We start from the raw sequence: 13,814 nt of genomic DNA on the forward strand, positions 1-13,814 counted from the left end.
AATAATCTACTAAATAGATAGATATAATATACATTGATTACTCAACAGCACATATCGCTTACTTTCCTGATGCGAATGCCCCTATCACAAAGGGTCATGTGCAGCTGTTGTTGTTAATCTCCCCCAGGACCATGTCCTCCTTTTAATTACTGCTTTATGCGGTAAGCTATAATTCACACTTCTTTTTAAAGCTTTTTACAATATATTTTCATGGCAGGCTTATATCAAAAATTCACCTTAGGTGACATCATTACACCCGAACAACAGGCTTTTTTCAATCAGCATGGTTTTATCCATTTTACAAATTTCATTAAACCCGAAACAGTCGCCGACATTATAAAAGCGTCTGAACAGGTGCAGCAAAAATGGATCGCCGATCAGGTGCAGAAGGTAAACGGTGTACCTATTAAATACGGAAAAGATGTAGATGGCTCCCCTATTGTGCAACGCTTTGCCTTTATCAATAAACACCATTCATTGTTAGATGAGTTTTCTAAAGATCCGCGTTTCCAGGTATTGCTTAGCCTCATAGGTAACGGGGCACGCCTTGGTACTGATGAAAAGGACGGAATGGTTTTTAACCACTATGTAAATGGCCCCGAAAGCAGTTTCACAAAAATGGGCTGGCATACCGATGGCCTTCGCGATGTTTTTCATGGGCAGCGATTAAACCCGATGCTTAATGTAGGTATCCACCTAAGCACACTGAAACCCGAGAATGGGGGTTTAAGAATTTTACCCGGTACTCACCAACAGAGCCTGTACCAGATGCTTTTCCGTAAAAAATATTTCCTTGACCATGATACTGATAAAAATGAAGTTGCCATAACACCTACCGCTGGCGATCTCACTATTCATGATGGCCGCCTGTGGCACCGTGTGGCACAATCAACAGTAATTGGTGAGGAAAGCCGCAGGAGGGTAATTTACATTCCCATTATTGCCGGCAAGTATGAGCCCAAAAATGCCAATAGCCCTACAGCTTTTTACCAACGTTTTGCGGGCATAGTTAAATAAGAAAGATATGTTAATTGCCCTGCTCATAAGCTACCTTATCCGGACAGGTAAGGTGGCTGCCATCCGGAACTTCTTCGTGAACAATAAACCGTTAACAAAGGTGGCTCCTGACAACCTGTAATTTCCCTGAATTTTGTTTAAAGTTCTCATATACAACCGAATCAAAATTTAGCTAACTTGTAACATCTAACGGTTATTTATTGTTAAAAATAACTTAGTATATAAATTCTATAGAATTTATATACTATACTTGCACTACTGTATATCAAGATTCAGTTCAACATATCAGCCACTTTTACCTTAATTGTATGCCAGATCAAAAACCAAAACAAACCGCCCTTGGCGACGTAGCCGCCAGACAGTTAGCCGTAGCCACCCGTACCGTTCCGCAATTATCAACCATTACCCCTCGTTGGCTCACCCATCTGCTTAATTGGATACCAGTTGAATCAGGTGTTTACCGCCTGAATAAGGTAGTACATGCCAACAATGTAGAGGTAGACTGCTCAAACCGCGATGAACGTGAACTGCCATCAACCTTTGTTGATTATGAAGAAAACCCGCGCGAATACAATCTGAGTGCTGTGAACACGGTATTGGATGTTCATACCCGTGTATCTGACCTGTACAGTAAACCTTATAATCAGATCAGTGAACAATTACGTTTAACTATCGAAATTGTTAAGGAGCGACAGGAAAGCGAACTGATCAATAATACCGAGTATGGCTTATTAAGCAGCATTGCACCTTCTCAAAAAATTAAAACGAGGCTGGGTCCTCCTACCCCTGATGATCTGGATGAACTGATCACCAAGGTTTGGAAAGAGCCCGGATTTTTCCTGCTGCATCCGCTGGCTATAGCTGCCTTTGGCCGCGAATGTACCCGCCGTGGTGTACCGCCGCCAACTGTTTCATTGTTTGGTTCACAATTTATTACCTGGAGAGGTATACCGCTTATTCCGTCTGATAAAGTTCCTATTGTTAACAACAAATCAAAAATTATCCTGCTGCGCACCGGCGAGAGCCGCCAGGGTGTTGTAGGCCTGTTTTTACCGGGCTTACCTGGGGAGCAGTCGCCGGGTCTATCAGTTCGCTTTATGGGTATAAATAATAAAGCGATAGCCTCTTACCTTGTTTCTCTTTACTGCTCATTAGCTGTATTGGTTGATGATGCAATTGCCGTTTTGGAAGATGTTGATTTAGGTAATTACCATGAGTACAAATATTAACAATGATAACCTGCCCGATATAAGGGAACTGGAGCAACTGGCCAACCTGTTTTTTAAATCAGGACCGGGTGGCTTTCAAAATACATTGCCGGATCAACAGGCTGCCGAGCAGTTTTCAGCACCGGCTAATGTAACTGATGTTGGGTTGTTCAATCCATATGGGCAGGTAAATGCGGCATCGCCAATTCCCTCAAGTACCATTGGTGATGGTGGTATTTCGCCTTCTGCGATTAATCAGAATAATGCCGTTAATCTGCATGATCCGCAAACCAGTTTTGCCGATCCTAATTTGAACGCGCATCCTAACCCGTCGACACCTGTTCAGTTTTTTCCGTCAGAACAGCTAAATGCTTATTCTTCGCCAATTCCTCCAAGTACAATTGGCGATGGTGGTATTTCGCCGTCAGCAATCAATCAAAACAATGCCGTTAATCTGCAAGATCCGCAAACCAGTTTTGCCGATCCTAACTTGAACGCGCATCCTAATCCGTCGGCACCTGTTCAGCTTTTTCCGTCAGAGCAGGTAAATGCGGCATCACCAATTCCATCAAGTACAATTGGTGACGGTGGTATTTCGCCTTCGGCAATCAATCAAAACAATGCCGTTAACCTGAAAGATCCGCAAACCAGCTTTGCCGATCCTCATTTGAACGCGAATTCTAATCCGTCGGCACCTGTTCAGGGTAATAACCCTAACGGCTACGGCTTCGGAAGTCAGCTTCCCGTGCAACCCGGATTTGGTTATGAATCATACCTGGTAAAAACCGATCTTATACCGGATGTGCCTTTAAAGCAAAGCTTCCCGATTGAGCAACTTTCATTTACACCAGAAAATTTAATTCAGCTGCCATATCAGCAAGACCAGGCATTTGATACCGATCTGCGAAAAATATTGAGCAACATCCATACATCAGGTCCTTCATTTACCGGCGCTCCTGCTGCGGCAGAAGTTCCTTTCTATTTTTTGGCTGGCAATTATGGCCTTCCGGCTGTTAAAGCTGATGGCAGAAACACCTCTAAAGCAGGATTAAGCAGCGTTGCAAGCCCCCCTTTTGATGTAAATTTAGTAAGGCGCGACTTCCCCATATTACAGGAACGGGTGAATGGAAAACAACTGGTTTGGTTTGATAATGCTGCAACAACTCAAAAGCCTAAACAGGTGATTGAACGTATCAGCTATTTTTATGAGCACGAAAATTCAAACATTCACCGTGCAGCGCATGAATTGGCAGCCAGGGCAACCGACGCTTATGAAGGTGCCCGCAAAAAGGTACAAACCTTTTTAAATGCACGTTCAATCAACGAAATCATATTTGTTCGTGGTGCAACTGAAGCCATTAACCTGGTAGCCAAAAGCTGGGGCGAACAAAACCTGAATGCGGGCGATGAGATCATTGTTAGTCACCTGGAACATCATGCCAACATTGTTCCTTGGCAGCAACTGGCTGCCAAAAAAGGCCTGAAAATAAAAGTTATCCCAGTTGATGACGACGGACAATTATTGATTGATGAGTTTGCGAAACTGCTTGGCCCTAAAACCAAACTGGTTTCATTTACGCAGGTTTCAAATGCTCTGGGCACAGTTACTCCTGCTGCTCAAATTGTTCATTTAGCGCATTTGGCCGGTGCCAGAGTATTGGTGGATGGTGCACAATCTGTATCGCACATGCCTGTTGATGTACAGGCTTTAAATGCCGATTGGTTTGTATTTTCGGGTCATAAGGTTTTTGGCCCAACAGGCATAGGTGTACTTTATGGTAAAGAAGATCTGTTAAATGAAACCCAGCCCTGGCAGGGAGGCGGCAACATGATCAAAGATGTAACCTTTGAGCATACTCAATATCATGATGCCCCCGGCCGTTTTGAGGCAGGTACCGGTAACATAGCCGACGCTGTTGGCCTTGGTGCCGCCATTGATTATGTAAGCCGTCTCGGCATGCCGCTTATCGCTCAATATGAGCACTATTTGCTGGTTTATGCCACCCAATTGTTAAAAGGCGTAAAAGGATTACGTTTAATTGGTACAGCCCCTGACAAAGCCAGTGTTTTATCATTCGTGCTTGATGGTTATAAAACTGAGGATGTTGGAGCAGCCTTAAACCAGCAAGGTATTGCTGTGAGGTCTGGCCATCACTGTGCCCAGCCTATCCTGAGGCGGTTTGGTGTGGAAAGCACGGTAAGGCCATCATTGGCATTTTATAATACCTGTGCCGAAATTGATCTGCTTGTAAACACGCTTCATAGCCTTAAACGATAATGCCGGGGTATGAAAGAGGATAAATTTGACACCTTTATACAAACGCTATACGAAACCCATAAAGCTGAATGGGAGGCAACGCCAAAGATAAGGCAATGTGTTGGGTGGCTATCTGATCTTTTTGAATTTCTGTTTCCAAATAACCACGCCAATAAACTGTCAATATACGGAGGGCATCTTAAAAAGAACCAGATAGATCTGGAGAATATTCTGTTAAGCTACCTCGACCCGAAAGATATTGACATTGAAGGTGCCGTTATTTCGTTTTACGATTCGCTGAATGAAATTTATCAGAAATTAAGGCAGGATGCATCCATGATCTATGAAAAAGATCCTGCAGCTACCAGCGTACATGAGGTAATTGTATCCTACCCTGGTTTTTATGCTATTGCGGTTTACCGGATAACACATCAGCTTACGCGGCTGGCTATACCTATTTTACCTCGCATATTATCAGAGCATGCCCATGGTAAAACCGGTGTGGATATTCATCCTAAAGCGCAAATAGATGTGCCCTTTTGTATTGACCACGGCACCGGGATTGTTATAGGAGCAACCAGTGTTATCGGAAAGCATGTAACCATTTACCAGGGAGTAACTCTTGGAGCTGCCCAGGTAAGTAAAGAATTATCCGAAACAAAAAGGCACCCTACCGTTGAGGATAACGTAGTTATTTATGCACGCAGTACCATCTTGGGTGGCCGTACTGTAATAGGCCATAACAGCGTTATTGGTGGCAGTGTGTTTTTAACAAAAACAGTGCAGCCTTTTTCACATGTTTTTAACATGCACCAGTTAAGAATTGAAGTTAAAGAGGGCTTGCAATAATTTCTTCAAACATGGTTTCAAAACTTAACTCAGCGGAGATCATTCATTTCCTCCTCATTCTTTTGATCATCCTGATACCCGCAAGGCTTTTGGGAGAGCTATGCCGCAGGTATAAATTACCGGCTATCATCGGTGAAATTTTCGCTGGCATTATCGTAGGGCCTACGCTGTTAGGTTTGTTTCTTCCTGATGTATTTAAGGATATTTTTATTTCAACTCCACATGCTTTTGAAGCATTTGACGGTATTGCTAACATTGGTATCATTTTGCTCATGTTTATTGCCGGCTTTGAGGTTGATCTGAAACAAATAAGGCAAAATGGCAAGCAGGCCATCAGCATAAGCCTCACGGGTATTATATTCCCATTTGCCATCGGTTTTATTTCCGTTTGGTTACTGTACCAAAGCCATTTTGCAAATGGTGTAAATAACCAATTAGTCACCTCCTTATTTTTCGGTACTGCGCTATCCATTACAGCGCTTTCCGTGATCACCAAAATACTGCTCGATCTGGATATTTTGAACACACGCATAGGTAACATTGTACTAACTGCTGCTATGGTTGATGATTTTTTGGGCTGGATATTATTCTCGATCATCATTCAGCTGATGAATGTTGGCAAAGGTGAGGCCTCATTTTGGTCGGTTAGTGTAGTTGTGCTCTACGCGGTTTTTATGTTAACAGGTGGCCGGTGGCTGATTCACAAACTACTGACCTTTGCAGGCCTGGGAGAAAAGCCGGGAAGGGTGTTAACCATGGCTGTTTGCCTTTGCCTTATCAGTGCATGCATTACCGAAGGGCTCGGCGTACGGGGTATATTCGGTGCTTTCCTGGTGGGTGTTGGTATTAATGATTCCGAATACTTTACCGAAAAACACAAGCACGTACTGCATCAGTTCACTATAAACGTATTAGCTCCGCTCTTTTTTGCCTCCGTGGGGTTAAGGCTTAATTTCATAGCTAATTTCAATCTGGAAATAGTGATTATCATTCTGTTTATTGCCTGCCTGGCCAAATTGCTTGGCGCCGGTATTGGCAGCGCCATAAGCGGCATGAGCAAAAACGAATCCATTGCCGTTGCATTTGGTATGAACGCCCGCGGATCGCAGGAGATAGTACTTGGTTTATTAGCGCTTCAGGCCAAAATTATTAGTGAACCTGTGTTTGAAGGGCTCGTAGTCATGACCGTGGTAACCATGATCATTTCGGGCCCCATCATGAAGCATTATTTTTTAAAAGATCAACAGCTGCAAACCGTGTCGTAACTATCAGTTGCCTTAATATACTTGGTAAGTATCTACTGAAGCTGCCAATTAAAATGGCGGCTTTTTTTATGATATATCGGCCATAATATTATTTATAATTTAATATCTTACCAGTCCAATAACCACAATTATGACTACTGTTAAGCCTGCACGCAACTATGGTTTGGATGTTTTACGGGTGATTGCCTGTTATATGGTGATCCAGGTACACTCCGGCGAATTTTATTACATAGGTGATGGCGGTATGGTACTCAACACACCCGATGCCCACGCGGTTGACTGGTATAACTCTATATGCCGCATCTGCGTACCATTATTTGTCATGATCTCAGGCTTTTTTCTTTTCCCGGTAAATGATGTGAACGCGTTTTTTAAAAAGCGGTTTAGCCGTGTTGCTATCCCTTTTGTGTTGTGGTGTATACTATATGCCTTGTACCAGTATTTTATGGGAGGGGCCGATATGCGTACAGTACTATTTAACATCCTCAAGATCCCGGTTAATTATGGTGTAGATATTGGTCACCTTTGGTTTGTGTATATGCTGCTGGGCTTGTACTTATTTGCCCCCATTATATCACCATGGATACAAACCGCAAGCCGCAAAGGTATGGAATTTTACCTGATACTTTGGGGCGTTGCCTTCAGCCTGCCTTATATCCATTTAGTATTCCCCGAGATATGGGGCGAGGCCTATTGGAACAATACCCCTATGCTGTATTATTTTTCGGGCTTTTTAGGTTATGTGGTGCTGGCTAACTATATCAAACGTTTCCACATGCAACCCCGGCCCTGGAATTATGTGGTTGGCGCTATCCTCATTATAGCAGGTTATGCTATCACAGTTGGTGGTTTCCTGAACCGCCTGCCAACAGAAAAATTTGTAAAAACCCTTGAGCTTACCTGGAGCTTTGAAACCATTAATGTAGCTATGATGACCGCTGGCGTATTCCTGATCATTAAAAACATCAGTATTCAAAATACTGCATCAGCGTTTCACAGGTTGGTATTTGATGTTGCGGCTAAAAGCTATGGCATTTACCTTGCCCATATTATGCTGCTTAACTTTTATCATTCCCTGCTTGATAAACATTTTGACAGCGCGGTAATTAAAGTGCCGCTGATTGCTTCATGCACATTTATAAGCACATATATTGTGGTTAAACTGCTTTCATTTTTACCAAAAAGCAAATGGCTGGTAGGATAATCACTATTGTAAGGTTTAGTTACACCCTTTATTTGTCGTAATTACACCCTCCGTTTTTTAAAATGTTGCCCTACCTTTATTTCAATAAAACTACTCAACAATTAAATTTATGGAAACAGTAAATAACACCACAGTAACAGTTGCAGCAACAGTAAACGCGCCTGTTCAAAAAGTTTGGGAATTTTGGAATAATCCGGAACACATTACCAAATGGGCACATGCATCAGACGACTGGCATGCTCCTTATGCAGATAATGATCCACGCACCGGCGGCACATTCAAAACAACTATGGCCGCTAAAGATGGCAGCTTCAGCTTTGATTTTGGAGGCACTTACACCAATGTGCAAGACAATAGCCTCATTGAATATACTATGGATGATGGCCGGAAGGTTAGTGTAATTTTTGAAAGTACTGGTGGTGCTACAAAAATTACCGAAACCTTTGATCCGGAAAATACAAACCCTATTGAAATGCAACGCGGCGGCTGGCAGGCTATTCTTGATAACTTTAAAAAATACGCGGAAGCCCACTCTTAATAAACAATCATTTTTTAATACCGCTCTGGTTAATGACAGGGCGGTATTGATTTTTACTTATAACCTTAACCTATTAACCTGGCCGGTTAAAAAACCAGAACGCGCTTACGACGTTTTAAAGCTGTAAGTATATTTATGGAAAACTACAGCATCGTTATATTCATCATGGCCATTATGATAGGCCTCTCGGCTATTGCCGATAAAATTAAACTCCCCTATCCTATTATACTTATTGTGGCAGGTATAGCCATCGGTTTTATCCCCACATTACCCAATATTGAACTCAATCCGGAAATCGTTTTCCTGATATTTCTGCCGCCTTTATTGTACGATGCTGCCTTTAATATCTCTTACCAAACGTTTAAAACCAATATCAATACTATAGGTGTATTGGCCATTTCGCTGGTTTTTATAACAGCATCGGGTATAGCGGTTGCCGCTCATTACCTTATTCCCGGCATGACCTGGCCGCTTTCGTTTGTATTGGGTGCCATACTTTCGGCTACCGATGCCGTGGCAGCTATGAGCATTACCAAAGGTCTTGGCTTATCGCATAGTACCAATACCATACTGGAAGGTGAAAGTTTGGTGAATGATGCCTCGGCACTGGTGGCTTATCGTTTTGCAGTTGCCGCGGTTACTGGCACTGCATTTGTATTCTGGAAAGCCTCGCTGCAATTCCTGATTTTGCTGGCCGGGGGCTTTATAGTTGGTTTGGTAATGGGTAAAATTCTGGCTTTTATTATTAAACGGATACACCAAAACAACCTGGCAACCATTAGTTTCATGATACTGATGCCCTTTGTAACTTATCTGGTTGCCGAAGATTTGCATGTTTCGGGGGTCATCGCGGTAGTTATCCTGGGCTTAAGCATTGCCCGTTTCAGCAATAAGGTATTTCCGGAGGCATTAAAAACCCAGTCTAAATCAATCTGGGATATTATTATTTTTTTACTCAACGGACTCATTTTTATCATCATCGGTTTACAGTTTCCCTTTGTATTAAAAACCCTGAGTATGCAACAGGCCTTACCCTACATAGGTTATTCATTTATCATCACCGTAGTTGCACTGGTACTGCGCATAGCGCGTGTGTTTTCGCAAAAGGTTGATCTGCAGCGAGCCTTTGCAAAAGGCAAACGTAAAATAACGCAGGATGCCTTGCTCGATTTTAAAAGCAGCCTGATCATTAGCTGGTCGGGCATGCGGGGTATTGTATCACTGGCTATTGCCATAGGTTTGCCGGCCACACTCGCCGACGGAACTCCATTCCCGCAGCGTAATGTTATTATTTTTATTTCGGTAGTGGTGGTGCTGTTAACGCTCATCGGGCAGGGCCTAACCCTGCCATGGCTGGTAAAACTCCTGAAAACAAAAGATGAAAAGGCCGCAACAAGTTGATTGCCGATGATGGTTAACACATGAAAAATAAAATGATCTATGATAGCTCTTCTCACAGCCATTTTGTGGTTCGTTTTTAAATACAATTTCGGATATTCACAGTAAAATAGTTTAGCATATCCCGCCACAATATGATCATCAGAAAAAACGAGAACTGGTTCAGGATGCTTTTTATATGGCAGGGCTCCGTATTGCCAAAGGTGCTACCACGTTTGATCATGCTGTTTGTACTATCCGTAAGTATCGTATTTTTCAAAGGCACTTTATTTCATTATAAAATTCCGCTTAACCCGGCGCCGTTCACCTTGTTTGGCATAGCCCTGGCCTTGTTTTTAGGCTTCAGGAACAATGCCAGTTATGAACGGTTTTGGGAGGCCCGCAAACTTTGGGGAGCTTTGCTTAATGATACCCGCTCACTGGCCCGCCAGGCGCTCACGCTTAGCGGTTACCCTGCAGAAAGTAAGGAAACGGCCACCTTTATCAATTACCTCATTGCATTTACTTATGCCCTGAAACACCAGCTAAGGCATACTGATGCCGCAAGCGATATGCAAAAAAGATTACCTGCCGAGCTCGCTGGTGAACTAAGTACAGCCATATATAAACCTGTTATGCTCATGAAGCAGATGGCCATGTGGGTTCAAACCACGAAAGAACAGGGTAAGATAGATTCTATTATACAAACGGCTTTTGATGATAACTTTAGCAAATTATCAGATATTGTGGGCGGTTGCGAACGTATAGCCTCTACCCCCATCCCATATACTTATCGTGTACTATTGCACCGTACTGTTTATGTTTATTGCTTTTTATTGCCCTTTGGTTTTGTTGATAGCCTGGGCTGGTTTACCCCTCTTATTGTAACTTTTATTGCCTATACGTTTGTAGCACTCGAAGCTATAGCCGATGAAATAGAGGAACCTTTTGGCCTGGAAGTAAACGATCTTGCCCTCAACGCTATGTGCCTCATGATAGAAACCACCCTATTAGAAATGGCCGAAAAGCCCCTGCCCGATCAACCAGCCAGGCAGGGTTATATTGTTGACTGATATTTACTCTTGTTTCTCGCGGGTCATGATAAAAGTTTGGCCACTTTGTTTCAGGGTAAGCTTATTGGCTGTAGTATCAAATACCATTATGATGCCACCCTGAACAAATTGAAACTCATTCGCTGTAATTGCCTCTAACGGAAACGACGACTGACCGGTACCTTGTGCCATTAAAGTAGCGTTATTTTTAGTGACTGTAATTTTAATGGGAAGCCCATTACCCGCATACACCCCAAGGTACTTATCTAAATCGGCCGATTTGAGTTTTATGGTAGTTACCGGAGTAAAAGCAGGCAGGGTATATGGCCGGTTAAAAACTATGCTCAGCACCCCTATCATCATATCATTTAATGAGGTATTAACACCATTAGCCGTATAGGACGTAGCCAGTTTTTCTTCCGGAAAATAGATAGCCTGCGATAGAAAATTATCGATACCGCCATTATGGCCAAAGCCTTTTTTACTGTAAAAGGGGTACATGATCAGATCCATACCATAACCATCTTTAATCGTTTTCATGTGAGTAAGGCTACTATCACTTATCAGCTTACCAGTGAACAGCGCATCCATAAATTGTGTAAGTGCTGCTGGGTTTGAAACAAGTGCCCCGGCTCCACCCGGAATGCTCATATTTGTTTCTGTAACGTTTTTCCAGTTATTATCCTGCCAGTTATAAGATTGTGCTTCCTGTTTTGTCTCATCTATTTTACCTCCGTAATATGTATCAGGCAGGCCAATTTTATTTACTATCCTATCTTTCAAGGCAAGGGCGTACGGTTTTTTATCAATTGCTTCTATGATATAACCCAGTAACACAAACGCTGTATTACTGTATGAATGTTTGGTGCCTGGTTCAAAATCAGATTTGTTTTTCTTAAATACAGATAGCAGATCAGCATGTGTTAAGTTTTTACTGGCGATAACCACATAATTGCTATCGTTGGTAAAATTGTGTAAACCGCTGCTGTGATTAAGCATTTGGGCGATGGTAATTTTATTGGCATTGGGTATATCCGGAAAATACCGCGCCAATGGTGTAGTCAATTGAAGCTTACCCTGCTCTATCAACTGAAATATCATTACCGAAGTAAAAATTTTAGAAATAGAACCGATACGATAATGGGTACTGGTTGTGGCGGCTTCCTTTTGGCTCCCATTTATTGTGCTGTAACCTATCGCTCTGCTATATATAAGTTTGCCATTTTGCCTGAGGGCCACGCTAACCATAGCTTTATTATTGGTCGCCAGTATATCCATCAGGCTATCCATTTTGGCTTTATTAAATACAGGTGTTTGGGCAACTGTACATTGGCTAAATAAAACGGCGACCAATGCAATAATTAAAAGTTTACATTTCATAGTTTCGTAGATGTTAATAAGATTTAAGTTGTTATTTGATAACGAATAAATATAAGTACTAAAACCCCCATCTGTCACCCCAATTTCAAATAGATGCGGTATATTTATTCTGCACGCATAATTAAATAGTTTTGGCGAGTAACGTTAATGCAATGTTTGAAAGTTTCCGAAGATATATTACTGAAAAGGCAAACCTTACCCCCGATGAGCTGGAAATGATCCTGGCTGCCAGCATCCAAAAAAAACTAAAGAAAAAACAATACCTGTTGCAGGAGGGAGAAGTATCGCGCTATAACACCTTTATAGTTAAGGGTTGTTTAAGACAATACCGTACCGGTAACGACGGGGCCGAACATATTATACGATTTGCGGTTGAGGATTGGTGGATAAGCGACCGTGAAAGCCTGACCACGGGCCTGCCATCGAAAAGTTATATTGACTGCCTGGAAGATAGCGAGCTTTTACTTTGGACCAAAGACACCTTCAATGAACTGAAAATAAAAATCCCCGAGCTCCGTGCCTTTGAAGAACGGACACTGGCCCGAAGCTTTAACGCCACACAAAACAGGATACACATAGCCATCAGTTATACTCCTGAGGAAAAATATCAGAATTTTATTCAGTCATTCCCTAACATATTTAACCGTGTGCCATTGTATATGATCGCTTCATACCTCGGTATTTCACGCGAAACCCTAAATCGTATCCGCAAACAGTTTGCACATAAATAATCCTGAATACCAATTAAATACTTTTATGACCTTCTAACTTTATTAATAATAAACCATTATATTTTGTGTCAAATGACATTTTTTTTCGGGCGTTTTGCCCCCACCTTTGTATTGTTATCCGGATGAATGGATGACACATAAACACAAAAGAAAATGTCAGGAAAATTAGAAAATAAAGTAGCTGTAATAACCGGAGCTACCAGCGGCATGGCCTTAGCCACCGCAAAATTATTTGTTGAAGAAGGTGCATACGTATTTATCACCGGCCGCAGGCAGGAACAATTAGATGCAGCTGTTAAAGAAATAGGCCGCAATGTTACCGGCGTACGTGCCGACTCGGCCAACCTGGATGATCTGGATCATTTATACGAGGTTGTTAAGGCCGAAAAGGGAAATATAGATATCCTGTACGCCAGCTCGGGCGTAGGTGATTTTGGCGTACCCATTGGCACCGTAACCGAAGAAATTTATGCCAAAACCTTTGATGTGAATGTGAAGGGAACCATATTCACTATACAAAAAGCTTTACCGATATTGAATGAAGGTGCTTCTATCATCATGACAGGTTCAATAGCATCTGTAAAAGGCTTGGAGGGCATGGGTGTTTATAATGCCAGTAAAGCTGCCGTACGTTCACTGGCCAGAACCTGGACCGTTGAGCTTAAGGCACGAAAAATAAGGGTGAATGTATTGAGCCCAGGTACCATTTTAACCAATACTTTTGATGGTGTACCACAGGAAGTTATTGATTCATTTGCCGCCCAGATTCCGCTGGGCCGTGTTGGTCAGCCTGAGGAAATCGCCACTGTGGCCTTGTTCCTGGCCTCGTCCGATTCAAGCTTTATTACCGGCATTGAATTATTTGTTGACGGCGGAACCGCTCAGATATAATTTTTTCAAATAATTTCGCTTTAGCAATAAGGGCTTTTCTGGTAA

12 protein-coding genes are annotated in these 13,814 nt (G+C 42.4%); 11 read left to right on the forward strand and 1 reads right to left on the reverse strand.

What is annotated here, in order from left to right; translation table 11 throughout:
- Positions 1 to 210 precede the first annotated feature (210 nt).
- From QWZ01_RS03530 to QWZ01_RS03570, 9 genes are all read left to right on the forward strand, one after another.
- Positions 211 to 1,017: a phytanoyl-CoA dioxygenase family protein gene (locus QWZ01_RS03530; protein WP_290321846.1), complete on the forward strand. Its 807-nt coding sequence runs from the start codon at positions 211 to 213 to the stop codon at positions 1,015 to 1,017.
- A 308-nt stretch (positions 1,018 to 1,325) separates the two neighbouring features.
- Positions 1,326 to 2,246: a family 2A encapsulin nanocompartment shell protein gene (locus QWZ01_RS03535; protein ID WP_290321847.1), complete on the forward strand. Its 921-nt coding sequence runs from the start codon at positions 1,326 to 1,328 to the stop codon at positions 2,244 to 2,246.
- Positions 2,230 to 4,503 (forward strand): family 2A encapsulin nanocompartment cargo protein cysteine desulfurase, encoded by a 2,274-nt coding sequence (locus tag QWZ01_RS03540; protein WP_290321848.1) that lies wholly within the window; start codon positions 2,230 to 2,232, stop codon positions 4,501 to 4,503. The genes QWZ01_RS03535 and QWZ01_RS03540 overlap by 17 nt, the downstream gene beginning before the upstream one ends.
- Positions 4,504 to 4,512: 9 nt before the next feature.
- On the forward strand, positions 4,513 to 5,331 hold the full coding sequence (locus QWZ01_RS03545; RefSeq protein ID WP_290321849.1) for a serine O-acetyltransferase: 819 nt from the start codon (positions 4,513 to 4,515) through the stop codon (positions 5,329 to 5,331).
- An 11-nt stretch (positions 5,332 to 5,342) separates the two neighbouring features.
- Positions 5,343 to 6,596, forward strand: coding sequence for a cation:proton antiporter (locus tag QWZ01_RS03550; protein WP_290321850.1), 1,254 nt, complete (start codon positions 5,343 to 5,345; stop codon positions 6,594 to 6,596).
- Between the two features lie 130 nt (positions 6,597 to 6,726).
- A complete protein-coding gene (locus QWZ01_RS03555) occupies positions 6,727 to 7,800 on the forward strand; it encodes an acyltransferase (RefSeq protein WP_290321851.1) in 1,074 nt (357 codons plus the stop codon).
- 109 nt (positions 7,801 to 7,909) lie between these two features.
- Complete coding sequence (locus QWZ01_RS03560; RefSeq protein WP_290321852.1) at positions 7,910 to 8,338, forward strand: SRPBCC family protein; 429 nt, start codon at positions 7,910 to 7,912, stop codon at positions 8,336 to 8,338.
- A 135-nt stretch (positions 8,339 to 8,473) separates the two neighbouring features.
- A complete protein-coding gene (locus QWZ01_RS03565) occupies positions 8,474 to 9,739 on the forward strand; it encodes a Na+/H+ antiporter (protein WP_290321853.1) in 1,266 nt (421 codons plus the stop codon).
- Positions 9,740 to 9,870: 131 nt separating this feature from the next.
- Positions 9,871 to 10,788 carry a bestrophin family protein gene (locus tag QWZ01_RS03570; protein ID WP_290321854.1) on the forward strand — a complete coding sequence of 306 codons (918 nt, stop codon included), beginning with the start codon at positions 9,871 to 9,873 and terminating at the stop codon, positions 10,786 to 10,788.
- 3 nt (positions 10,789 to 10,791) lie between these two features.
- Here the strand turns inward: QWZ01_RS03570 and QWZ01_RS03575 are convergent, their stop codons facing one another.
- Positions 10,792 to 12,147 carry a serine hydrolase domain-containing protein gene (locus QWZ01_RS03575; protein ID WP_290321855.1) on the reverse strand — a complete coding sequence of 452 codons (1,356 nt, stop codon included), beginning with the start codon at positions 12,145 to 12,147 and terminating at the stop codon, positions 10,792 to 10,794.
- A gap of 152 nt (positions 12,148 to 12,299) precedes the next feature.
- Here QWZ01_RS03575 and QWZ01_RS03580 point away from each other — a divergent pair, with 152 nt between their 5' ends.
- Entirely contained in the window at positions 12,300 to 12,878 is a 579-nt protein-coding gene (locus tag QWZ01_RS03580) for a Crp/Fnr family transcriptional regulator (protein WP_290321856.1), read from the forward strand.
- A 153-nt stretch (positions 12,879 to 13,031) separates the two neighbouring features.
- A complete protein-coding gene (locus QWZ01_RS03585; protein WP_290321857.1) occupies positions 13,032 to 13,769 on the forward strand; it encodes an SDR family oxidoreductase in 738 nt (245 codons plus the stop codon).
- Positions 13,770 to 13,814: the final 45 nt, after the last annotated feature.

The organism is Mucilaginibacter aquaedulcis, from assembly GCF_030409325.1.
In the GTDB taxonomy this organism is placed as follows: Bacteria; Bacteroidota; Bacteroidia; order Sphingobacteriales; family Sphingobacteriaceae; genus Mucilaginibacter; species Mucilaginibacter aquaedulcis.